Source organism: Nitrospira sp. SG-bin1 (assembly GCA_002083365.1).
In the GTDB taxonomy this organism is placed as follows: domain Bacteria; phylum Nitrospirota; class Nitrospiria; order Nitrospirales; family Nitrospiraceae; genus Nitrospira_D.
Genome location: LVWS01000033.1, coordinates 118,526 through 141,203, shown reverse-complemented (window position 1 = coordinate 141,203; position 22,678 = coordinate 118,526). Strand labels below are relative to the sequence as shown.

Here is a 22,678-nt window from a genome sequence, read left to right as displayed (position 1 = left end):
GAGTATTTGAATTTGGCGGAAGAGTCGCTGTTGGGATGGAAGGAACGGACCCACTCTTCAGCTGCTTCACCGCCATGAAAATGGAGCGCGCATGACAGCCAAAATGAAGACACCGGCAGGCTTGGGAGCTCGACATGATCGAACTCTCCAGGAGCATCAGCACGATACCTATAAGCTGCGCGGGAAGCTCAAAGAACCGACCGTCTGTACCGAGTGCGGAGCCCTGTTCCACAAGGGACGGTGGACCTGGGGCGCAAGGCCTGCGCACGCCGATGAGATCGTCTGCCCCGCCTGCATGCGGATTCGCGACACATACCCTAAAGGTGTGGTCACGGTCGTCGGTAGTTTCAAGGACGAACAACGGGAACAGGTCATCGGTCTGGTAAAGAACACCGAACAAGTAGAGAAAAAGGAACACCCGCTGTCTCGAATCATGTCGATTGAGACCAAGCCTGAAGGCCTCGTCATTTCCACGACCGACAGCCATTTGCCCAGACGTATCGGCGAGGGACTGAAGCATGCCTATCATGGAGAGCTGGACCTGCATTACGACCAAGACGAGGATTTCGTGCGCGTCATATGGACGAGGTGACACATCGATGAACCCTTATTCGACCGCTGAGACAAGAAGAAGGCGAGGCGCTCCGATTCGACGCTTGAGCAGACGTGCGGCCGTCACAGCATGTCTCTTTCTCACCTTCCTGATCGGCCATGGAACGGCTGAAGCCAAGATCGTTGTGCCGGCTGGCGCGGTCATCGAAGTGGACGAGGCCACAGCCAAGGCCGTCGTCGCAACCTTTGACCTGGCAGAGCAGGCCGTCAAAGCCCATGATCTCGACAAGGTCATGGCCGTGTATTCTCCTCACTACAACTACCATGGGTTGAAAAAGGACGATCTGCGCAAGATCTGGAAAGACCTGTTTGACGAATATCAGGAGATCGCGAGCACCCATCTCTTCACGAAGATGGCCAAGGTGGGATCGGGTCGCGATGCCGTGCTGGAGGTCACCTGCACCGGCCATCTCTGGGCCAGATCGAAGACCAGCGGTTTGTACGTCCCCATCGACAGTTGGCATGAAGAAGTACACTATCTTGTCCTTGAAGACGGAGCGTGGCGGATACGCGGTAATGTGGGTGAATCACCGCGCGTGCTTCCATTCGGCACCGCGCCACATCCGCTGTTTTGAACCACGGATGGGAAAGGTCAGGGCATGAGAGTCATCATCGGCGTCGATTGGTCCGATCAGGCGTTTGCCGCCGTCACGCAGACGTTCCAACTCTATCGTCCGACCGATGTCACACTCGTCCACGGAGTGGAGTTGGGAATTTTGGAACATCCGTTCGTGGCTCAGGCGGGCAATGTGCAAGGGTATGACGATTTCCGCAAGGCAATGGTCGATTCGGGCCGCCAGGTGCTGGAGCGTGCCGCCGCTCTCATACCGCCCGAGGTGGGGTCGATCAGGACGGTGAACGAAATCGGCAGTCCCGCTCAGCTCATTCTCGACAGCGCCAAAAACCTCTCTGCCGACCTGGTCGTCATGGGCGTGCGCGGACGAAATCGTCTGTCCGAGATGGTCCTCGGCAGTGTGTCTCATCGGGTGCTCCTGCACGGCTCCTCTCCGACGCTGATCGTCAGGGGAGCCGCCCGCAAGGTTCAGCGGGTGCTCGTCGCCATCGAGGATCGAGACGACGCAGACCGGATCGTAAAATGGCTCCTGCGATATCCCTTCGCAAATCCCACCGAGCTCTGTGTGCTTCATGCCCTCGTCCCGATCGGAGTCAGCGACCCCTATGACGCGTTGGGAACCGGAGCATGGTGGGAGGGCGCGGAACGTTACGCCGATGAGCTCGTCACCTCAACAGCCGGCAAACTATTGTGCCCTCACTACAGGGTGAACACGAAAGTCGCCACGGGCGATCCGGCGGAGGTGATTGAACAGGAAGCCAAAGACATGGATCTGGTCGTCGTGACCTCTCATGGGCGTAGAGGCCTGTCTCGCTTTCTCTTGGGAAGCGTCTCCCACGCCGTCGTACATCACGTGACCTGTCCGGTCATTGTCTTGCGGTGAAAGGAACGAACATGAAGACGACGGCGCCTCTCGTACTCCTCATGCTTTGCGTCTCGATCGCTGCCGCCTTCGCTCAAGTGATCCGAGGGGATGCCAAGGCGGGACAAGCAGTCTATGAACGACAGTGTGTGCGTTGTCATGGGGCCAAACTCGATGGGAATGGCCCGGACAGTCAAGATCTCATTGTGCGTCCGGCCGATCTACAATCACACGCGACGCGGGCCAAGACCGACTGGGAGCTGCTGGTCGCGATTTCAAACGGCGTGCTGTTCAGCCCCATGCACAGCTTTCGCGGCAAACTGACGGATCAGCAGATGTTGGATGTGTTGTCGTACATCCGATCCATGGCACCACCCGACATCACCAGCTAGTACGAAACGACGTGGTTTGGACACCAATCATCAAATCCCGCCGAGAGTGGGAGACGGTTCCGCATCTCTACGACTATGGAACCGTCCGTTCGCATTTTTCCTGGGAGCAGGCCAGGCAAGACTTAGATGGGCTTCCCGATGGGCAGGGTCTCAATATCGCGCATGAAGCGATCGATCGTCATGCGACGGGAGTTCGTGCCTCCCACCTGGCGATCCGATGGTTGGGAAAAAACGGAACGGTCGAAGACTATTCCTACGGCCGCCTGAACGAGCTGACCAACCGCTTTGCCAATCTCCTCCAGCAATTAGGTGTGAGACATGGCGATCGTGTGTTCGTATTGGCGGGACGGATCCCTGAACTCTACATTGCCGCCCTCGGAACCTTGAAGAACCGCAGCGTGTTCTGCCCTCTGTTTTCTGCATTCGGCCCTGAACCGATTCGGGCACGGCTCACCATCGGCGAGGCGAAAGTGCTGGTAACCACTAACACGCTGTATCAACGAAAAGTCGCTGCGATCCGCTCGACGGTGCCCAGCCTCGAACATGTCTTACTCATTGGAGAAGACCGCCGACCGACCGCCATCGACGGCACGCAGGACTTGGGCGTCCTTATGCAGCGGGCAAGTCCAGATTTCACGATCGGTCCCACAGACCCGGAGGATATGGCGCTGCTCCATTTTACGAGCGGAACGACTGGCACACCGAAGGGTGCGATGCACGTGCATCAGGCTGTAGTCGCTCACCACATGACCGGCAAATATGCTCTGGATTTCCACGAGGATGACCGGTTCTGGTGCACGGCAGACCCTGGGTGGGTCACGGGAACGTCATATGGCGTCATCGCACCCTTGACGAGCGGCATCACCAGCATCGTCGACGAAGCGGAATTCGATGCCGAACGCTGGTATCGCACCCTGCAAGACCAACAAGTATCGATCTGGTATACCGCCCCGACGGCCATTCGCATGATGATGAAAGGCGGCGCAGATTTGGTTCGTAAGTACGATCTTCGTCGCCTTCGTTTTCTCGCCAGCGTGGGCGAGCCTCTCAACCCCGAGGCTGTCGTCTGGGGACAAGAGGCGTTCGGCCAGCCGTTCCACGACAATTGGTGGCAGACCGAGACGGGCGGCATCATGATCGCCAACTATGCCTCCATGGACATCCGCCCCGGTTCCATGGGTCGCCCGCTGCCCGGCATTGAAGCAGCAGTCGTCCGAAGAACCGACAGCGGTGTGGAGGTCCTGGTGGAACCGAATGCCCAAGGGGAACTGGCATTGAGACCCGGCTGGCCTTCGATGTTCCGTGGGTACTGGAACGAACCGGAACGGTATAAGAAATGTTTCGTTGGGGGCTGGTATCTCACGGGCGATCTCGCGAAACGAGACGGAGACGGCTATTTCTGGTTTGTCGGTCGTGCCGACGACGTGATCAAGACCTCCGGCCACCTCATCGGACCGTTCGAAGTGGAAAGCGTGCTGATCGAACATAAGGCTGTGGCGGAGGCGGGCGTGATCGGCAAACCGGATCCCGTGGCGATGGAAGTCGTCAAAGCCTTCGTGTCTTTGAAAAATGGTTACGCGCCCAGCGAGGAATTGCGTCGTGAGTTGCTGGGCTTCGCGCGGGCACGCCTCGGAGCCGTCGTGGCCCCGAAAGAGATTACGTTTTTGCCGACTTTGCCCAAGACCAGGAGCGGGAAGATCATGCGGAGGCTGCTGAAGGCCAGAGAGCTGGGTTTACCCGAGGGCGATACGTCGACGTTGGAGGCGGGCTCATGACAGCGTCGATAGACCAACACCATGCCCTCGAGCTGCTCCAGCAAATGCTGCGTATCCGACGGTTTGAAGAGAAATGCGCTGAACTCTATAGCCTTGGCAAGATCCGCGGTTTCCTCCATCTCTACATCGGTGAGGAGGCCGTCGCTGTCGGTGCCATGCCTTGCTTCACCTCGGATGACGCAATCGTCGGCACCTATCGCGAACATGGCCACGCCTTGATACGGGGCACGCCGATGGGACCGTTGATGGCGGAGCTTTACGGGAAAGCGAACGGCTGTGCGAGGGGACGCGGAGGCTCTATGCACTTTTTTGACGCCTCGCGGCGGTTCTACGGAGGGCTCGCGATCGTGGGAGGCGGTTTACCTGTCGCGGTCGGATTGGCGTTAGCCGACCAGATGCAGAAGCGTCCCCGAGTGACCGCCTGCTTCTTCGGCGATGGCGCTGTGGCGGAAGGTGAATTTCATGAGTCGCTCAACTTGGCGGCGCTCTGGAAATTGCCGGTGCTCTTTCTCTGCGAGAACAACCTGTACGCGATGGGTACCGCGCTGGCCCGACATCAAGCTCAGACCGACATCGCCAAGAAGGCCGATGCCTATGCCATTCCGGCCGAATCGGTGGACGGAATGGATGTCCTGGCGGTGGAGTCAGCGACTCAACAAGCCGTGAATATCGTACGACAAGGCGGTGGGCCTTACCTCATTGAGTATCGCACATACCGCTTTCGACCCCACTCGATGTACGACGCCGAGCTGTATCGCACCAAAGACGAAGTCGCCCAATGGAAACAGCGCGACCCCATTGCTTCCTTTGAGCAATATCTTCGGGGTAACGGGCTGCTGCACGATGCCGATATCGAGAAGATGGAGACCGCCGTCGCCGTTGAAATTGCCGAAGCAGTGGCGTTTGCCGAGGCCGGAGAGTGGGAACCGATCGAAGATCTTGAGAAAGACGTGTATACGCCGGCGAGCAGTTCAAAGGCTCTGACTGCCGGGGGCTAACCGCCCATATATCTTACATGATCAAGATGACATACAGAGAAGCCGTTCGAGCCGGACTCCGTGAAGCATTGCAGAATGACCCTCGCGTCTTTCTCATGGGCGAAGACGTCGGCAAGTACGGCGGCACCTATGCCTGCAGTAAGGGGTTCCTGGAAGAATTCGGACCGGAACGCATCCGCGACACGCCGTTGTCCGAATCCACCTTCGTCGGTGCCGGTATCGGCGCTGCCCTTGGCGGCATGAGGCCGATCGTGGAAGTGATGACGGTGAACTTCAGTCTTCTGGCCCTCGACCAGATCGTGAATAATGCCGCTACGATTCGACACATGTCCGGCGGACAGTTTAGCATTCCGCTCGTCGTGCGTATGGCCACGGGGGCCGGTCGGCAAGTCGCCGCCCAACATTCCCATAGTCTGGAAGGTTGGTATGCTCACATCCCCGGCATCACAGTCCTCACGCCCGCGACCGTGACCGATGCGAAAGGCATGTTGCTGACAGCGTTGAAGGAACCGGACCCGGTCTTTATTTTTGAACATGCCTATCTGTACCCGATGGAAGGAGAGTTGAACGAAGGTGTATTGCCTGTCGACATTTCGACAGCGGCCTTGCGCCGACAAGGAAAGGACGTGAGTTTGATTACGTTCGGCGGCTCGCTGTGGAAGACACTACAAGCCGCCGAGACGTTGGCCAGTGAGGGAATTGACGCAGAAGTCGTCGATCTCCGCGTGCTACGCCCCCTCGATCAGGCGACGATACTCGCTTCCGTGAAAAAGACGCATATGGCCGTCGTCATCGACGAAGGGTGGCGCACCGGAAGTTTCGCTGCAGAGATCAGCGCGCAGATCATGGAGAGAGGCTTCTATGATCTCGATGGTCCGGTGGCTCGCGTGTGTAGCACCGAAGTACCGATCCCCTACCCGAAACATTTGGAAGACGCGGCGCTTCCGCAGCCGGAGAAGATTGTCAGCGTCGTGCATAGCCTCATGGGTTGATGTATGGTTACTGCTTGCCCCTCCCTCATCACGTATCACCATTCATGCGTCGCGAGGTTTTTGTCATGGCTGAATTCGTGATGCCGACATTGGGCTCGGACATGACCGAAGGGACGTTGGTCGAATGGAAAAAGAAGGTCGGTGATCGAGTGACCAAAGGCGAGATCATCGCGGAAGTAGATACCGAAAAGTCCGCGATCGAAGTCGAGTCCTTCCATACCGGTATCATTGAACAGTTGATAACAAAGCTCGGCGATACGGTTCCAGTCGGCACAGTCATGGCCATCATCAGCGAAGAGGGGAAACCGGCTGAGCGGGTCGAAGCAAAAGTCGCAGCCGAGCCCGCGAAGGAGTCGCCGTCTCCCCAAGTGAGTCAGCCGATGGTTCCCTCACCGCTCGAGCCAGGCCGATTACGCATATCACCCGCCGCCAAACAGCTCGCGGTGGAGCTTCGTGTCGATCCTTCGGCCCTGAAAGGAACTGGGCCTGGTGGTGCCATCACCCTCGACGATGTGCGAGCTGCGGCGGCAGTATCGACGAAGGAACCAGCTGCCACAGCAGTCGACCGCCAGGCCCGGATGCGGGAGACCATCGCCGCCGCGATGGCGCGATCGAAACGGGAGATTCCCCATTATTACCTGAGCACGACGATCGACATGGGCCGGGCCATGGCCTGGCTCACGGAAGAAAATGTCAGTCGATCCGTGACGGATCGACTGCTCTACGGCGTGTTGTTGATCAAGACCGTGGCCTTGGCACTTCGACAGGTGCCGGAATTGAACGCTCTCTGGAAAGGAGGTACCGCCGTTCAGAGCCCCGACATCCACGTCGGTGTCGCCGTGTCGCTTCGGCAAGGTGGTCTTGTCGCCCCGGCCATTCACCATACCGACAAACAAAGTCTTGGGGAATTGATGACCCGCTTTCAGGACGTGGTGAAACGGGCTCGCGCCGGGATGTTACGGAGTTCGGAATTCTCCGATCCGACGATCACGGTCACGAGCCTCGGTGAACAGGGAGTAGAAACGGTATTCGGGGTCATCTATCCGCCACAGGTTGCTTTAGTCGGTTTCGGCAAAGTCGTGGAGCGCCCGTGGGTCATCGAGGGGCACGTGGTCTCAAGGCCGGTTGTGACGGCAAGCCTCTCCGCAGACCATCGCGTGACTGACGGTCACCGCGGCGGAGTCTTTCTTTCGGCCGTCGATCGATTGTTGCAGGAGCCGGCGCAACTATGAACAGGTCTCTCCCACGGGATGAAATTAGACAGACGGTCCTTCGCCTGCTGGGTGAAATTGCCCCGGAAGCAGATCTTGCCGCCGTGAAGCCGAATGTTAGCTTCCGTGATCAGCTGGACATCGACTCGATGGACTTTTTGAATTTTGTGGTCTCGATCCATCGGACCTTTGGCGTGGAGATCCCGGAAGTCGACTATCCTAAATACAGCACCCTCGATGGCTGCGTGGAGCAGTTATCTGATCATCGAGCGAAATGACTGCTCCTTCTTTTCCCGCTGGCGAGCTGTTGTGTTCCACCTCCAACAAGGCATAGGAGACTACGTCGGCACAATCGGCACCTCCATCCTCTTCCTCATGCTCGTTCTAGGGAACGTGGTACAAGTTTCAGCCGACGAGCCAATCCCGGATCTCGAGGTCTTCGTCCGTACCGGCTGTCCTCACTGCGAAGCCGCCAAGGTGTTTCTCGCTGAACTTCAGCATGAACTACCATCATTTCAGATTGCCGTTTATAACATCGCGGAGGACTCAGTTGCACGGCAGCGTCTTGCGTCACTGGCTGCTGAGCGAGGCATACCTGATTTCGGTGTTCCTGCCTTTCTCGTCGACGGAGAACTGATGATTGGGTTCCACTCATCCGGCACAACAGGAGCTGAGATCCGCGCCAGGCTCGAACGGCATGCACAAGGCGCTGCCGCACCGCCCGTACCGAAAAGTATCAAGACCGAGTGGTTCGGTGAGCTTCGAGCGCAGGACCTCGGCCTCCCACTGTTCACCATCGCGATCGGGTTGCTGGATGGATTCAATCCCTGCGCGATGTGGGTCCTGTTGTTCCTGTTGTCGTTGCTCGTCAATCTCCAAGACCGGAGAAAGATGGCCCTCATTGCCGGAACGTTCGTCCTCGTCAGCGGATTGATTTATTTTGCCTTCATGGCGGCCTGGCTGAACGTGTTTCTCTTGATCGGTCTTTCGCGCGGCATTCAAATCACGCTGGGTGTCGTCGCCCTCTTCATGGGAACAATCAACGTCAAAGATTTCTTTACCTTCCACCGTGGGCTCTCGTTGAGCATTCCTGAAGCGGCCAAGCCGGGGTTCTACGCCAGAGTCAGAGGAATCCTCCAAGCTGAACACCTCGCCGGGGCCATGGCGGGAATCGTCGTCCTCGCCGGGCTCGTGAACATGATCGAACTGCTCTGTACCGCCGGGTTCCCGGCACTCTATACACACATCCTTACGATGCAGCAGTTGCCGGCCTGGGAGTACTATGGTTATCTCGGGTTGTATAACCTGGCCTACATTCTGGATGATAGCCTCATGGTGGCGATTGCGGTATTCACATTGAGTCGCAGAAAGTTGCAAGAACATGCCGGTCGCTGGTTGAAACTGACCGCTGGAGCGGTGATGACGAGCCTCGGCATCGTGCTGATCGCGAAACCCGAATGGCTGGCGCTTTAGACGGACGGACGATGAGAACAGTTCGCCCCCTCTACATTCCGCCCCTCAAGACAGACTACAGCGAGTCTGGCTCGCTCATCATGCGAGACGGCTCGACTGCCGCCATCCGACCGGCCGAGCCCGCTGATGCAACAATGCTGCAAGAGTTCGTCAGCCGCTTGTCGCCCGAGTCAAGACGTCACCGGTTCTTTTCTGAAAGCATCCCGCCGACCGAGGCCGTCGCCGTCTTGTGCGATGCTTCCAATCCCCGTTCCCAGTTCACGTTGATCGTGACCCGAACATGGGAGGGGCAGCAACGCATTATTGCTGCCGGCTCCTATTGGGCGAAGGACCGTCACACGGCAGAAGTGGCCATGGCTGTAGACGACCTGTTTCACGGGAAAGGCCTGGGGACGCTGCTGCTGGAACGACTGGCCTTGGTCGCCATCCGACACAATTTTACTCACCTGTGGGCTGTCACTCATCCCGATAATCTGGCCATGCGCGAAGTTTTCCGAGAATCGGGGTTTACGTCCCATGAAGCGTACGAAGGCGACGACATGGAAGTGGAGTTGTCCTTGATCCCCACGGAGAAGACCGTTACTTGCGCCGAGGTCCGAGAACGGCTCGCTACAACTGCCTCACTCCAACCGTTTTTCCACCCACGATCAGTCGCAGTAATCGGAGCGTCACGCGACCCCCTGAGCATCGGCTATCGGCTTCTCGATGCACTCCGCATCAATCGATTTCAGGGTGTCATCTATCCGGTCAATCCACATGCCTTAGAAATCGCTGGCGTCCCGGTGCATCCATCGGTCCACGCGATTCCTGAGTCAGTAGACCTGGCCATCATCGCGGTGCCGCGCCAACAGGTCTTATCCGTCGTCGATGACTGTGCGGGCAAAGGTGTCCGGGCGTTGGTGGTGATTACGGCAGGCTTTGCCGAAGTGGGAGCTGAAGGGTCGGCGCTCCAGAGGCAGCTGGTTGACAAGACCCGTCAGTACGGGATGCGCATGATCGGTCCCAATTGCTTCGGTATCTTGAATACAGACCCCGACGTCCAGTTGAACGCGACCTTCACTACCCTGTTTCCCCCTCGCGGCCGTGCCGCCATGTCGTCCCAAAGCGGCGCCATCGGGATTGCGACCCTTGCCGGCGCGCGCCGGTTCCACTTGGGCATCTCGTCCTTTGTAAGCGTGGGAAACAAGGCCGATGTGTCCACCAACGATCTGTTGCAATATTGGGAAGAAGACCCTTCCACGAATGTCATACTCCTTTACATGGAGTCCTTCGGCAATCCTCGAAAATTCGCTCGCATCGCGCGGCGCGTGAGCCGTCGCAAACCCATCATTGCGGTCAAAGCCGGACGGTCACAGTCGGGACGGCGAGCGGCCAGTTCTCACACGGCGGCGCTCGCAGCCAGCGATGTGGCCGTCGAGGCCTTGTTTCATCAAGCCGGCGTCATTCGCGCAGAATCGCTCGACGAATTGTTGCATTTGGCCGCCGGCCTCTCGAATCAACCCTTCCCACCTGGGCGGCGGGTCGGAATAATCACCAATGCGGGAGGGCCGGCCGTGCTCTGTACCGACGCGTGCGAGCAATGTGAGATGGTCGTTCCGGAACTGTCCGCCCAAACCAAAGCCACGCTCGCTTCTTTTCTTCCGATGGCTGCCGCGCTGGGCAATCCCATCGATTTGATCGCTTCGGCGACTGCGGATCAGTATGCCAAGGCAATCGAAACGCTCCTTTCGGCGAGCGAGATCGATGCATTGATCATTCTCTATACGGCTGTGACCGTCACGGATACAGCCGACATCGCTCGTGGCATCATGGCAGGAATCGAGAATGGTCGAAACGCCGGCGCGAAGACCAAGCCGGTACTCATCGGTTGGATGGCAGAAGGTAATCGGGATCGCACATTCCGTTCCTCAACGGAAACCATCCCCGCTTACCACTTGCCGGAGACCCCCGCCCTCGTGCTCAGCAAAGCGGCAACGTACTCGGATTGGCGACAGCAACCTGCCGGCATGGTGCCCGACTTCGACGATCTAGACCTCTCCGCTGTTCGACATATCTGTACCGACGCCCTGTCGCGTCGCGGATCCGGCTGGTTGACGGTGGAAGAAACTCGAAACGTCCTGAGTACGATCAAACTTCCTGTTCAGCCTGGGGGAGTAGCCAGAACAGCCGACGAAGCAGTAGCCTTGGCAAATCAAGCCGGCTATCCAGTTGCTGTTAAATTGGCCTCGCATCAGATCGTGCACAAGACCGAGATTGGTGGCGTGCAATTGAACCTCAGCGACGAACAGGCGGTGCGCAGGGCGTTCGACTTGATCAGAAATAAACTCGCCGAAGCCGACCAGCTCGACGCCATGGAAGGCGTGCTCATACAATCGATGGTCACCGGTGGTGTGGAAGTCATGATCGGAATGACTGAGGACCCGTTATTCGGTCCGTTGATTGCGTTCGGCCTCGGCGGGATTCACGTCGAGATTCTCGGCGATGTGCAATTCCGGATCACGCCGCTCACCGACCGTGACGCGGCAGAAATGATACAAGAAATTAAAGGCTATCGGCTGCTGACCGGCTATCGAGGTCATCCACCGGCCGATCTAGAAGCGCTGGAAGAAACCCTGCTGCGGATTTCTCGTCTCGTCGAAGAAATTCCGGAAATCAGCGAGCTCGATCTGAATCCAATCTTCGCCCTCCCACCCGGCCAGGGCTGTCGAATCGTGGATGCGAGGATCAGGGTTTCTGGGGAGGGAAGAAATGATATGACTGACAAATTACTAGCGAAGAAATCCGTCTCTTCGGGCATCCTCCACAAACAACCTGGACGTCGATAATAATTCCTCTAGAAGGCGGTCACTCACGCTACCGTACTCTATATTCATGATCTCCCAGTCGCTCGATTTAAAAGGAACGACAAGGGCGATGGCGAACCATGCCAGTTGTTTTCCACGTATCGAATACTGGTAGCGATTCTTAAGCTTGGCATCGATAAACAGTTCATATGTCACATTGTATCCCAGCGAATCGTCATAAAATGGAATTAGCAACTGGACTGAGATTGAAAATACAGCCCACGCTTTCCTCAAACCCGACGCCTCCAATTCCTCAAGCCGCAGTGAACTAAATATGCCGGTTTCGGGAGCACTCTCCATCACTTGAAAAATACCAATCCCATTCTGGGTCTTTATCTTGCTCTTCAATGCGTCAATGATCTTATGAGGTGAGGGCAAGAGAAAGCGCTCAGATGGCAAAGGCCCCTCAGACAAATACTTTGGAATATACAAAGGAAGCGAGGCTAATTCTGGATGTCTTTCGATCGCCGCGTCCTGAAAAGACCCAACGCTAGCCCCTTTCCAGTTCTGTATCTGACAGGCTGTGAGCAGGAGGATCGTGATCATTGCTAGACTGACGCGGGGAAAGACTTGGAGCTTCATCGATCCTCAAATGACAACTATCGCGCCTATGTGGGAGCCATGTGTAAGTGGAGGTGTCCATCTGCTTGGGCATCCCGAAGAAATTGGTAGATCGTTCCTTGGAAAGCCTGACGGTAATCGACCATCAAACCATTCATCCACATGATCGGAAGGAGTGCGATCCACTGCGCTCTTCTTTCCTTAATCTCGTACCGATAGGTCTTTTTCAATTCGCTGTCCACCAGCAGATCATACTGCACCAGAAATCCTCCTCTGGAGCTATAGCAAGGAAGAGCGGTGAGGGTTAGAAGCGACAATGAGCAAAAGAACCTGCTAGCTATGGATTCTTCAATCACTATTTCATAGACATTCAGATGAATACCCTTGAGAGACGCTGGAGTCGAAACGGTAGCCGCGGCAAACCCACCTTTATTCTCTAAAGCCTCTTGGATAAGTCTAAATTCTATGGGCAGGGAGTTTTGTTCTTTTTTTGGATCACCTACCGCACCAGTATAGAAAAAGAATCCTGCAATTCCCGCTTTGGTGGGAGGCGGGGTGGGTTCAACCGCTTCCGGCATGTAGCTGATGATCATGCACCCAGTGACAGTAAAGAAAATACCAACACAAAAGATGCTTCTACAGAACCAACCAATCAGTCTGGAATGCAGCATCCCTATGCCTCAACGAATAAGTTAATGGTATGTAGCATGGTAACGTTTTCATTCTAGACTCGCTTACCCCTCACGCTGCAAACTCAACACGCGTGATGAGCATTTCCAAGCTGAATTTGTCCCACGTTCCACGCACTACGACGCCCATTTCATGTGGAGTTTGCGGTGGTTCACCGCACAGTCTCGAGGGTAAAGATTGATCAGGCTCTGATATGGGATTCCCATTTCTTCCGCGATGGATTTGAAATAGGTAACCGTATCGCGGTCGAGCCTCATCGTGACCGGCTGACTCTTGATATACGGATTCTTGCGCCCTTTCATTTTGGAGAAATCGTAATGGGCTCTCATCATTCTTTGCTCAATAAGAACTCTTAATCATTGATAGCCTCATGCCAAGCTTTGAGCCTACTGCTCCGGGTGGGGATCTTTTCGGATGAGCGCGAGGTAGAGCAACATATCGGTAAGCTCTTGATCGGTCATCGTCGTGTCGGGGAACATGCCGGTCCCAGGATGGCCTTCTCGGATGGCGCGGGCCCTTTCCTTGTCGGTTTTCAAACGCAGCTCCTCGGAATTTCGTAAATCTGAAGGAGGAGGATTCAGTTTGGCGATGAGGGCAGCAGTGTCCGGTGCAAGTCGAGGCGGCCTACCGATATACCCATCAATGCCATGGCAGTAATAACACACGCCTTTTCCGTTGAAGATTTCTCGCCCCCTCAATATATTGCCCTTTAATTTGCCGCTCGGTTCTGACTGACCGGACTCAGCCCAAGCGGAATGGCTTACCGTTACCGTCTCCATTCCCAACCAGCCCGCGAAGAGCAGGCCTAACCACGTGGGCACCCCTAAGCTGACGTGAAAGAGAATGTGTCTCACATTGCTTAATCGTTCTTGTTGATTATCGTCAGTGATCACTGCAACAGGCATTCTACCGGTCTTCCGGAATCCTGTTCATGTTGCTGAAGATGGTGGCACGCTCGTCCCCGTTGGTCACGTTATCGATCGAGGGATAGAGCGCCCGCTCTTCCTTCCGATTATGAGAGCTCAAGAGATTGAACAGCGCCTGCTCGTCCTGATCGGAGTCGAGATTTTGCTGTTCCACCTTTTGATGGATGGATTCGAGCAATTTCTTGATTTGTTCATGCTCAAATCGCATCACGGGGGTCGGGCCGTCCTCGATCATCCCGGTTTTCTCTTCCCACATCGGAAACAGCAGTTCCTCTTCCCACACGATATGCCGCTGAAGGCCAACCTTGAATTTCTTGAACGCCTCCTTCGCCTTCGAAAAGTCCGAGCGTTTCGATGTTTGAAAAGCCTTGAACAGCTCATCAAGCCGATCATGATCCCGTTCATAGTATGCAGTGATGGTTTTCTCCTCGCTCATGCCTACTCCCATGCGTGATCAACCTTCCTCCCCGACTTTGTATTCCACATGACAGGCCACACAGGCCTTCAGGAGATTATTGAACGCCGGTAAGATCTTCTTCAAGTCCTTGGAGGGAATAGTTTCGGCCAACTCCTCCGCTGCTTCGTGATGCGCCATGGCCAGGTCGTGATAAGCCGGAGGAAAGCTTTCTGATTCGCCATAGGCGAGCGCCTGGCGATGCCTGAAGAAGCCGAGATGCGATTCGGTCAACCCTTTTGCCAACTCGTAGTCCTCTTCGACCAGCGCACCGACAATCACCTGCATCGTTTCCAGGTGCTGCAGCATCACGGCCCGATGTTCCTTCCCCGCCGATGATGACAACGGAATAGCCTGCCTCGTATCCGGGGTGAGATAGGGATTGGGTCGCGTCGCTCTCTGTGCTTGCCCGACGTCGGTGCAACCGACGGCTACCGTGGCACAGACCAGTCCTCCACTGACAAGGAGGATAATCCTCTTCCACAATGGAGATGTTACGAATCCGGGAACTGTTCCCGATCCTCCAACGATCAATCTTTGCAAGTCGTCACGCCTTCTGTTCTGTCTGTTTCACCCGTTCCCAGTATGCATCCACTCTGTTTTGAATGTGCGCGATCGCATTCTTCTGTACGGTCGGTTCAAACAGATGACGGAAACGCCCTTGGAGCGTGAGGTATTCTTCGACCGGCCTGCGCTTGGGAAAGTAGGTATGGGTAACCTCCCCGTTGATCGACTCTTTCAAAGGCCAGAGGCCCGTCTCGACCGCCAGCTTAGCAACCTCCGGCGTCTCACCCGGGTCGTACAGCCAGCCGGTGGGACAAGCGGACAGTGCAAGGAACAGTTTCGGTCCGGTGAACGTGGCCGCACGAGCGAATTTTTCCTCCAGATCCAACGGGTAGCGGGGCGAGACGGTTGCAAGATAGGGCGGCTTGTGCGCTCGCCAGATTTCGAAGATGTCCTTCTTCTCTTGGATCGTGCCTGTAGGATGTTGCAGGCTGCACGGTGACGTCGCCGTCCGCGCACCATATGGCGTCGCTGAGGACAGCTGCATGCCGGTATTGCCGTAGGCTTCGTTGTCGTAGCAGAAATAGTAGAAGTCCAACCCCCTTTCGATGGCTCCTGATGTCGAGGAGAGCGCCATGTCGTAGGTCGACCCATCCCCTCCCAACACCACGGCTTTCAGATCCTCGTTTTTCGGCAACCGCCCCTTAGCGATCAGGATATCAAGCGCGTCGCGCACACCTTGCGCGCCGGCCGGCGCTGACCCCATCGTGGCGTAGAGCCAGGAACCTTTAAACGGTGTGTAGGGATAGGCCGCCAGCATGGTAAAGCAGCCGGCTGCGTTCACGTACACTACGTTGTCACCCAACACTTTTGCGGCCAACCGCAGCGCCTCTAATCCCCCGCACCCGGCGCAGAGAGACGTCCCCGCCAAGACGTATTCCTCCCGCGGGATTTGTTTAATTTTCTTATATGTCTCACGTTGCCATGGCATATGAATGCGCCCCGACTATTGACTCTCAGCCACCCATCGGAGGTCCTGTCGCCAGCATTTGAATTTCCAACATGTTCCGATGCTCGGCTTCCGTGTAAAGCAACACTGGCCCGATTCCATTGCCGCGTACTCCGGCTTCGGCCGTCTGTTCGAACATCGCGTGAAACTCACCGTCAGAAATATCCTTTCCACCGAGACCGCCGATGAATGAACAGAGCGCGCGCGGCCGTAACGGTTCGTGGTAGAGACAGGCCGCGATTTCCTGAAAGAGGATGCCTCCCTGCCCTGGAGAGACATTCTGGTCCAGAACTGCGACAGCCCGCCTGCCTTGCAGTGCATGACGGATATCATCGGCCGGCCATGGTCGGATCACGCGCAGCCGGAGTAGACCGACTTTACGGCCTTCATTCCTCGCTGCATCCACTGCCGCCTTGCCCTTGCTCGCGAACGCATTGGTCATGATCAGCACATCCTCCGCGTCATCAAGTCGATACCTCTCCACGAGACCATAGCGACGGCCAAACAACCGTTCGAACTCCACCGCCGCCTCTTCATGGACACGCAGGGCGTTCATCGATGCCAAATGAATCTGATGTCGGAAATAACTGTAGGCCGAACCGCCGAGCACCGCCGTCCCCAGAGCATGGGGAGCTGAAGCTTTAAACCCGAGATGGGTGGGACGGAAGGGCCGCAAAAATTGCTTCACCTTATCCAGATCCGGCACAGCCACCGGCTCGCGGGTAAAGGACAAATAGAAGCCGTCCAGATTCACGATGACGGGCAGCATGACCCGTTCATCCTCTGCAATCCGATAGGCCATGAGAATCGAGTCCAGCACTTCCTGGCAGGTCTCGGCGTGGATCTGCAGAAACCCGGAATCTCGCGCCGCCAATACGTCGTTGTGATCCGGCTCAAGCGTGATAGGAGCGGCCAGCGCCCGCGAGACGTTCACCACTACGAGAGGAACGCGCCAGCCGGAGACCGAATAGAGCAGCTCGAATGCGTACAAGAGTCCTTGGCTGGATGTCGCGCTAAACACACGCGCCCCCGTCGCACCGGCAGCTCCGGCCGCCGTCATCATGGAATGCTCGGAATCCATCGTCACCAACCGCGCTGCCAGTTCTCCGCTCTGGCACCACGCGGCCAGTGCCTCGATGATTTCGGTCTGAGGAGTGATGGGAAAGGCCGGGATATAGTCGACATCGGCAAGACGAGCACCCCAGGCCGCGGCCAGGTTACCGGTCATCATTTCGCCGTCCATGCCGCTTCTCCTTCTTTCTCTCGCTCGGCGACCAATGCGTGAGTCGGGCACTCCTGGACGCAGATCTGACAACCCTTGCAATGATCGTAGTCAATCACGGGTCTGTTATCCTTGGTCATTGAGATCACTCCATCCGGACAATAGACGAAACAAAGCCAGCAGCCGTTACACTTGTCGGGCACCAGCACAGGCCTGAAGGTCCGCCACCCTCCGGTTTCGCGCAAAAGCGAATTTGCGGCAGCGCTGATCCTGGCCGTTCCTCTGGTCGGCGGTTCATAGGTCGGTACTCGAAGTCGCGCCGGACTTGGAGCCTCGCGTGCGCTGGTTTCAAGGGGAACTACCGGAACCGCTGCATAACAGTGCCGCGCGGCTGTTTGATTTTGCTCGATAACCGAGGCGGCCAGCCCGAGAGCCGCCAACTCGCGTGCGATCGCGCCGCGGATCGATTCCTCACGGAGGCCAAGGAGTCGTCCGGCGACGGCGCCGAGTAATGCGCTGATCGCCTCACGCTTACCGAGCTGCTGGAGGGCAATCTCAGTCAGATCCAAGGTCGTCACACGACTGGAATCTGAAGCCTGAATCGCAAACCGCTCGGCCGACAGTGACGAATTGACGAACACGACCGTCTTCTTGCCGACTCCCTCAAGCACCCGAGCTGAGGGATCATGGATGAGCGACGAATCGGCTACAATCACCACATCGGGATGAGTAATGACTCCACGCTCACGGATTGGTTCTCTCGCAATACGGGTAGACGCCGCGACCGGTGCGCCACGCCGCTCAGCTCCGTAAATCGGCGAGTCCTGCGCCACAAATCCTTCCAGGAACGCTGCCGTTCCCAGGATACGACTCGCCGTCTTGGCGCCTTGCCCGCCTCGACCATGGAAGCGAATAGCGAGCATAGAATTACTCAGCTACGGCATGTATCCATCCGCTCTTTCATCGCCTCTCGACCGGCCTTCACCGCCGCTTCGACATCCGCTTTCTTCTCCTCCACAAAATGTTTCCCCCGCTCGATGACTTCATCGAGGGCGGCTCGCGCCTCCTTGGCTTTCTCGATGATTTCTTCTTCCGTCCTGCGCGCATGCTCCTTTATGTCGCGTCGCATTTCTTCACCGGATTTCGGTGCGAGCAGGACACCGGCCATCATTCCTCCAACCGCACCTGCGAGAAATGCGAGGATGACGGTCTCCGGTCTACATTGAGCATCCTGATTTGCCATGGCAGAGCCTCCCTGTGTTAGGAACATCTGTCCTGTCAGAGAGCCAAGTTTGTGCCAACAAAACCTGGTCAGCGCGGCAAAATTGTTACGGGTTGACGCGATCTTACGCCATAGTGCGAGGCCGATAACTGTTGTGGCTGGGGAATTTCAGGGCTGAGAGGTGTGTGGTAACTGTCGCAATTGGCAACAGTCAACTTAAGTTTGTTGGAATCGAATGTTTCAATCAGAACTCTGGATGAACTCTATTCCACGGAGAATAGCGCGATCATGCCCTCACGCGACTTAGGTCGAAGACCCTCCCCAGAACGCGCGGGCTGAACGAGTGAAGACTCTGACGCTTACTTAAGATGCTTATGCTCATGGGCCCCATGGTCGCCCAGGTGCCCATGCTCGTGATCGCCGGACTTTGCATGGGAATGGCCATGCGCATGTTGATGTACATGCCTGTGGGTATGGCTTTCACCGGCATCATGTGTGTGAGCATGACTATGTTCGTGTTTGTGCTGATGAGAACCTTTCATCGTTGGTATCCTCCTCTTGCAAGCCGTTGAACTCCGACGACCTTCAGACTGTCATGCGCGCGTCGGACTACTCCTCTCGTAGCACCCTATATCTCTCAAACAACCCCCCCCTCGTTTCTCTAGCTGATAGGATTAAATGGTGCCAAACTTCGAATGTATCTCACCACATCCCGAATCTCTTGATCGGATAAGCGATCCGCCCATCCGTGCATCGGGCTGAAGAGGACCCCCTGCTTGATCGCGAGGTAGAGTTCCATATCGGTCTTGGTGCGCGATTTCACTGCACGAAAATCAGCCGGAGGAACAATCAGCTCCTTGATCTCGGGCCCCAGCCCATCACCGGTGGCTCCATGGCAGTTCGCACAATGTTGTTGAAAAAGCCTCTCGCCGTTCTTCGTACTTCCTCCCTGGCCCTGTGCCAGCACCCAAGATCCGGTCCAAGCGATCACCGCGATACTCACGACCAGACGTAAAAACATACGAGTCCCCTCCTACCTGCTCAACCGCTTTCTATCGATGATGAATACGTCGCCACAAGCGGATTTCGACGTTCGATATTCAGTGCTGGTGTTGCTGTCCACCGCTGGATCCACCACTCCCATGATCCTTACCGCCCTGTCCATGCCCCCCCATGGCTCCTCCTCCCATTCCGCCCATCATGCCACCCATCATTCCACCATGGCTCATCCCACCCGTTCCACCCCCGTGCTGCCCTCCGGCCTTCATCTGGTCATGCAACGCACGATCTTTCTCTCGCTGTTCAGGAGTCAGCATGGCCATGGCGTTGCGATTGCTTTTGATGGCCGCGACCAAGCAAGCGGCTTCCGCTTTTTTCAGTTGGTCCACTTTGGCTTGGATCGCACTGACGTCGGTTTGCTCGTCTTCCACTAACGCATGCAACTCGAGTTTGGCCACCTTGGCATCTGCTTCCAATCGAGCCTCTGTGCGTTTGAAGTCCAGCTGTAGGGCCTTAAGCTTGCTGATTTGTTCCTGGGTCAGCCCAATTTCTTTGGCATGCTTCAGCAGATGTTTTAGATAGTGTCCACTGTGGTCGTCCAGTTCATCCTGATCGTGACCACCATGCATCATCTCCCCGTAACTCTCCGCGATAAAACCCGGAAACACGGCCATCGCCACGAGCAATGCCACTCCTCCGAATCCAACGGTCCACTGATTGTTCCGCTTCATCATGGCCGATACCTCCGAGGTTTGGTTCTTTCGCGAGACGCTGGCGCACCTACTGCGCCACTTAAGCGTCACGGACTCTCAACACGTGTTACTGCTTCACAATGACTCCGCAGGCGATCCTGGGTCCGCCTGGGGCGTCCTTATTCGGCGGATCCGGTAAATACTTGTCCGGCAGCTCATGGATGATAAACGCGCTCCCGTCCTGATCGAAGAGCGTATTCAATCCGGGCGACAATGTGACGCGGCTCGTGACGGTATAAAGCGCCCCCTTTCGATTCTCATCCACGGAGAGGTTCTGAAGATCACCGAGATGGTACGGATGATTACCAAGACCTGGATTGACCGACGCTTCAGGATTGATGTTTTGATCCACATTGCCGTCGTAATGTCCCTTCGCGGCCGAAAACGGCTCACAACTCCCCACTTCGTGGATGTGAATTCCGTGCAGACCCGGATTCAGCTTGCTCTCCGTGGTGCCCTGAACTTTCAGCTTGATGCGCACACGGCCTTCATACTCTTCGTACAGGTCGGCCTCTCCGGTAATACCAGGCCCCGCAAGCGACGCCTTTGCCTTCAGTTTATTGTCGTGTTTTCCCGTGTGGTAAGAAGAACAGCCACCTACGAGCAGTCCAATGATCAGCCCGGTTCCAACTTTTGTGAGCGCATTCATACCGACCTCCTTCTACTGCTCATGAAAGTAGCTCCCATGACCAGACGGCATATATTCTCTGCTCATTCGCCCATTCCGCCTCTCCGCCCACGATGCCCCATACCTTCTCTTTCACCCATCCCACCGCGGGGCCCCATGCCCTCTTCCATCATGCCCGGTCCGTGGCTCCCGGCGAAGGTGCGCTCGTACTGAATCAGAGCCCATATCTCCTGGTCCGACAAGACCGCCCCGAACGCGATCATGGCCGTCCCGCGTGAGCCATATTTGATGGCCCAAAAGATTTCTCCCTCAGTACGATGCCGCCAGAAACCATGGTGTCGAAAGTTGCGTGGAGCGGGATCCATATTCACCGCCCCAGGCCCCTTGCCGTCTCCTTCTATTCCATGACAGGTGACGCAGCCTCCCTTGCCGTTGTACACCGCTTTGCCTTGCTCGATGACTTCAGGAGCATTTGACAAGGGGTTTTTGAGCGCCCGCGCTTCCGCCAATTTATCGGCTGGCACGATCGGCTGCATCATGTGGCGTTCGGCTTGCGCGTGCGGAGCCATGGCGGTTACCCAGATTGCAAAGCTAGAGACCACGACCAACCGTTTCATGAGGCATTTCTCCTATGAATGGTGACATGATTCCGGTCAGGATCTTCAATCACCGCCATCCTGCAAACCGGTGTGTCGAATACTTCCGTGACGAACACGACCGCTCGCTCTTTCATCCTCTGAACAAAGGCATCCAGGTTGGAGACCTCGAAGGCCACGACCGCTCCCCTAGCCCCCGGAGTGTGACCCATCGCTGTCGTCGTGATGGCAAAGGTCCCGTCACCGAGATCGTACTCTACCCACTCGTCTTGATAGTGCGACGTCGTGTGTAAGCCGAGCACGTGCTCGTAGAACGCCCGTGCCCGTTCCATATTGGAGACGGGATAGACCGTAAACGCGATCGACTTGATCGCCATGGCGGGCTCATTCCTCTCAGAGATCCAGTTCCACCATCTTGCGGTGGAACCGCGTAATCACGTTCGGATCGGGCGTCAATCTGATCTGGGCTTCTTCCTTACCCTTATAGGGCAACAGATTCAACACGTAACGCAGGCTCTCAAGGCGGGCCGCCTGTTTGTCGTTGGCCTTGACGATGATCCACGGGCTGTACGTCGTGTGTGTCTTGCTGAACATCTCTTCTTTGCTGCGCGTGTAGGCATCCCACAACTCCTGTGCTTTTTCATCGACGGGGCTGAGCTTCCACTGTTTCAGGGGATTTTGTCGTCTCGCGTCAAAGCGTTTCGCTTGCTCTTCCTTCGAGATGGAGAACCAGAATTTAATGATGGTCACGCCATCTTCATAGAGCATATGTTCGAATTCGGGAACCTGCTGCAGGAAACGCTGATGCTCTTTCTTAGTGCAGAATCCCATCACCGGTTCGACGACGGCACGGTTGTACCAACTACGGTCGAAGAAGACGATTTCGCCCTTGTTCGGCAGTTGGCGAATGTATCGTTGGAAATACCACTGGCCTCGTTCTTCGTCGCTCGGTTTCGGCAATGCCACGACCCGCATCGCACGAGGGTTCAGATGTTCGGTAAAGCGTCGAATCGTGCCGCCTTTTCCCGCGGCATCCCGTCCTTCGACGAGAATCGCAATGCGCGCTCCCGTATTCTGAACCCACCGTTGGAACTTGACTAATTCCACTTGCAGCTGCCGCAGCTCATGTTCGTACAGTAGCCTCTTGCGCACGTCCTGAATATCGACGCCTCGCTTCTCCAGCAATTGGATGAGACCTTTTCTCGTGTTGATTCTGCGGAGATCATCTTCGGTCAACGTGGCCCCTGAGTCTCCGATTTGTTTCAACACTGTTCCGATGGAGGCACTGGCCGGTGGCGGATATCCGTCTCCCTGCATAGGCACCTTCGTGGGGATCGTCTCCAGTTCATTCGTGTCCATCCGCTTGGGTTCCTTCATAAGGTC

Annotated in this window: 27 protein-coding genes and 1 pseudogene; 12 read left to right on the top strand and 16 right to left on the bottom strand. The window is 56.4% G+C overall.

The features are described 5' to 3' along the window. The first annotated feature begins 103 nt into the window (after positions 1 to 103). The 11 genes and pseudogenes from A4E19_05060 (at position 104) to A4E19_05010 (ending at position 11,627) form a co-directional block, all read left to right on the top strand. Positions 104 to 592, top strand: coding sequence for an ATPase (locus A4E19_05060; protein ID OQW33180.1), 489 nt, complete (start codon positions 104 to 106; stop codon positions 590 to 592). Positions 593 to 599: 7 nt separating this feature from the next. Continuing rightward, positions 600 to 1,187 (top strand): hypothetical protein, encoded by a 588-nt coding sequence (locus A4E19_05055; GenBank protein OQW32729.1) that lies wholly within the window; start codon positions 600 to 602, stop codon positions 1,185 to 1,187. A gap of 24 nt (positions 1,188 to 1,211) precedes the next feature. Beyond that, positions 1,212 to 2,069, top strand: coding sequence for a hypothetical protein (locus A4E19_05050; GenBank protein OQW32728.1), 858 nt, complete (start codon positions 1,212 to 1,214; stop codon positions 2,067 to 2,069). Positions 2,070 to 2,080: 11 nt separating this feature from the next. Further along, on the top strand, positions 2,081 to 2,440 hold the full coding sequence (locus A4E19_05045) for a hypothetical protein (GenBank protein OQW32727.1): 360 nt from the start codon (positions 2,081 to 2,083) through the stop codon (positions 2,438 to 2,440). A gap of 11 nt (positions 2,441 to 2,451) precedes the next feature. Continuing rightward, positions 2,452 to 4,215 carry an acetate--CoA ligase gene (locus tag A4E19_05040; GenBank protein OQW32726.1) on the top strand — a complete coding sequence of 588 codons (1,764 nt, stop codon included), beginning with the start codon at positions 2,452 to 2,454 and terminating at the stop codon, positions 4,213 to 4,215. Between the two features lie 8 nt (positions 4,216 to 4,223). After that, positions 4,224 to 5,213, top strand: coding sequence for a pyruvate dehydrogenase (acetyl-transferring) E1 component subunit alpha (locus tag A4E19_05035; protein ID OQW33179.1), 990 nt, complete (start codon positions 4,224 to 4,226; stop codon positions 5,211 to 5,213). Positions 5,214 to 5,230: 17 nt separating this feature from the next. Further along, the gene (locus A4E19_05030) at positions 5,231 to 6,205 is read left to right on the top strand and encodes a pyruvate dehydrogenase (GenBank protein OQW32725.1); all 975 of its coding nucleotides are present in this window, start codon (positions 5,231 to 5,233) and stop codon (positions 6,203 to 6,205) included. Positions 6,206 to 6,270: 65 nt separating this feature from the next. Then, the gene (locus tag A4E19_05025) at positions 6,271 to 7,437 is read left to right on the top strand and encodes a branched-chain alpha-keto acid dehydrogenase subunit E2 (protein ID OQW32724.1); all 1,167 of its coding nucleotides are present in this window, start codon (positions 6,271 to 6,273) and stop codon (positions 7,435 to 7,437) included. Further along, on the top strand, positions 7,434 to 7,694 hold the full coding sequence (locus A4E19_05020) for an acyl carrier protein (GenBank protein OQW32723.1): 261 nt from the start codon (positions 7,434 to 7,436) through the stop codon (positions 7,692 to 7,694). The genes A4E19_05025 and A4E19_05020 overlap by 4 nt, the downstream gene beginning before the upstream one ends. Before the next feature lie 97 nt (positions 7,695 to 7,791). After that, a complete protein-coding gene (locus A4E19_05015) occupies positions 7,792 to 8,889 on the top strand; it encodes an NrdH-redoxin (GenBank protein OQW33178.1) in 1,098 nt (365 codons plus the stop codon). Positions 8,890 to 8,900: 11 nt separating this feature from the next. After that, positions 8,901 to 11,627 (top strand): annotated as a pseudogene (locus tag A4E19_05010) (CoA-binding protein). A 30-nt stretch (positions 11,628 to 11,657) separates the two neighbouring features. Here the strand turns inward: A4E19_05010 and A4E19_05005 are convergent. From A4E19_05005 to A4E19_04960, 10 genes are all read right to left on the bottom strand, one after another. After that, positions 11,658 to 12,314: a hypothetical protein gene (locus A4E19_05005; GenBank protein ID OQW32722.1), complete on the bottom strand. Its 657-nt coding sequence runs from the start codon at positions 12,312 to 12,314 to the stop codon at positions 11,658 to 11,660. A 26-nt stretch (positions 12,315 to 12,340) separates the two neighbouring features. Further along, entirely contained in the window at positions 12,341 to 12,964 is a 624-nt protein-coding gene (locus A4E19_05000) for a hypothetical protein (protein OQW32721.1), read from the bottom strand. A gap of 135 nt (positions 12,965 to 13,099) precedes the next feature. Beyond that, a complete protein-coding gene (locus tag A4E19_04995; protein ID OQW33177.1) occupies positions 13,100 to 13,312 on the bottom strand; it encodes an antitoxin in 213 nt (70 codons plus the stop codon). Between the two features lie 57 nt (positions 13,313 to 13,369). Continuing rightward, positions 13,370 to 13,888 (bottom strand): hypothetical protein, encoded by a 519-nt coding sequence (locus A4E19_04990; protein OQW32720.1) that lies wholly within the window; start codon positions 13,886 to 13,888, stop codon positions 13,370 to 13,372. A gap of 1 nt (position 13,889) precedes the next feature. Further along, positions 13,890 to 14,357, bottom strand: a complete 468-nt coding sequence (locus tag A4E19_04985; protein OQW32719.1) for a hypothetical protein — start codon at positions 14,355 to 14,357, stop codon at positions 13,890 to 13,892. A 6-nt stretch (positions 14,358 to 14,363) separates the two neighbouring features. Beyond that, positions 14,364 to 14,849: a hypothetical protein gene (locus A4E19_04980; GenBank protein OQW32718.1), complete on the bottom strand. Its 486-nt coding sequence runs from the start codon at positions 14,847 to 14,849 to the stop codon at positions 14,364 to 14,366. A 61-nt stretch (positions 14,850 to 14,910) separates the two neighbouring features. Further along, positions 14,911 to 15,858 carry a pyruvate synthase gene (locus A4E19_04975; GenBank protein ID OQW32717.1) on the bottom strand — a complete coding sequence of 316 codons (948 nt, stop codon included), beginning with the start codon at positions 15,856 to 15,858 and terminating at the stop codon, positions 14,911 to 14,913. A 25-nt stretch (positions 15,859 to 15,883) separates the two neighbouring features. After that, positions 15,884 to 17,119 carry a pyruvate synthase gene (locus A4E19_04970; protein OQW32716.1) on the bottom strand — a complete coding sequence of 412 codons (1,236 nt, stop codon included), beginning with the start codon at positions 17,117 to 17,119 and terminating at the stop codon, positions 15,884 to 15,886. After that, positions 17,104 to 18,021: a hypothetical protein gene (locus A4E19_04965; protein ID OQW32715.1), complete on the bottom strand. Its 918-nt coding sequence runs from the start codon at positions 18,019 to 18,021 to the stop codon at positions 17,104 to 17,106. Before A4E19_04965 ends, A4E19_04970 begins: the two co-directional genes overlap by 16 nt. An 8-nt stretch (positions 18,022 to 18,029) precedes the next feature. Further along, on the bottom strand, positions 18,030 to 18,341 hold the full coding sequence (locus A4E19_04960) for a hypothetical protein (GenBank protein ID OQW32714.1): 312 nt from the start codon (positions 18,339 to 18,341) through the stop codon (positions 18,030 to 18,032). A 347-nt stretch (positions 18,342 to 18,688) separates the two neighbouring features. On the opposite strand from A4E19_04960, the gene A4E19_04955 reads away from it, so the two are divergent. After that, complete coding sequence (locus A4E19_04955; GenBank protein OQW32713.1) at positions 18,689 to 18,892, top strand: hypothetical protein; 204 nt, start codon at positions 18,689 to 18,691, stop codon at positions 18,890 to 18,892. A gap of 89 nt (positions 18,893 to 18,981) precedes the next feature. Here A4E19_04955 and A4E19_04950 read toward each other — a convergent pair whose 3' ends face one another. The 6 genes from A4E19_04950 to A4E19_04925 all read right to left on the bottom strand — a co-directional run bounded on the left by A4E19_04950 (position 18,982) and on the right by A4E19_04925 (position 22,552). Continuing rightward, on the bottom strand, positions 18,982 to 19,341 hold the full coding sequence (locus A4E19_04950; GenBank protein ID OQW32712.1) for a hypothetical protein: 360 nt from the start codon (positions 19,339 to 19,341) through the stop codon (positions 18,982 to 18,984). A 79-nt stretch (positions 19,342 to 19,420) separates the two neighbouring features. Continuing rightward, a complete protein-coding gene (locus A4E19_04945) occupies positions 19,421 to 20,053 on the bottom strand; it encodes a hypothetical protein (protein ID OQW32711.1) in 633 nt (210 codons plus the stop codon). 85 nt (positions 20,054 to 20,138) lie between these two features. Beyond that, entirely contained in the window at positions 20,139 to 20,720 is a 582-nt protein-coding gene (locus A4E19_04940; protein OQW32710.1) for a hypothetical protein, read from the bottom strand. 62 nt (positions 20,721 to 20,782) lie between these two features. After that, the gene (locus A4E19_04935) at positions 20,783 to 21,316 is read right to left on the bottom strand and encodes a hypothetical protein (protein OQW32709.1); all 534 of its coding nucleotides are present in this window, start codon (positions 21,314 to 21,316) and stop codon (positions 20,783 to 20,785) included. After that, a complete protein-coding gene (locus tag A4E19_04930) occupies positions 21,313 to 21,672 on the bottom strand; it encodes a glyoxalase (protein OQW32708.1) in 360 nt (119 codons plus the stop codon). Before A4E19_04930 ends, A4E19_04935 begins: the two co-directional genes overlap by 4 nt. Before the next feature lie 16 nt (positions 21,673 to 21,688). Then, entirely contained in the window at positions 21,689 to 22,552 is an 864-nt protein-coding gene (locus A4E19_04925) for a polyphosphate kinase 2 (GenBank protein OQW33176.1), read from the bottom strand. Positions 22,553 to 22,678 lie beyond the last annotated feature (126 nt).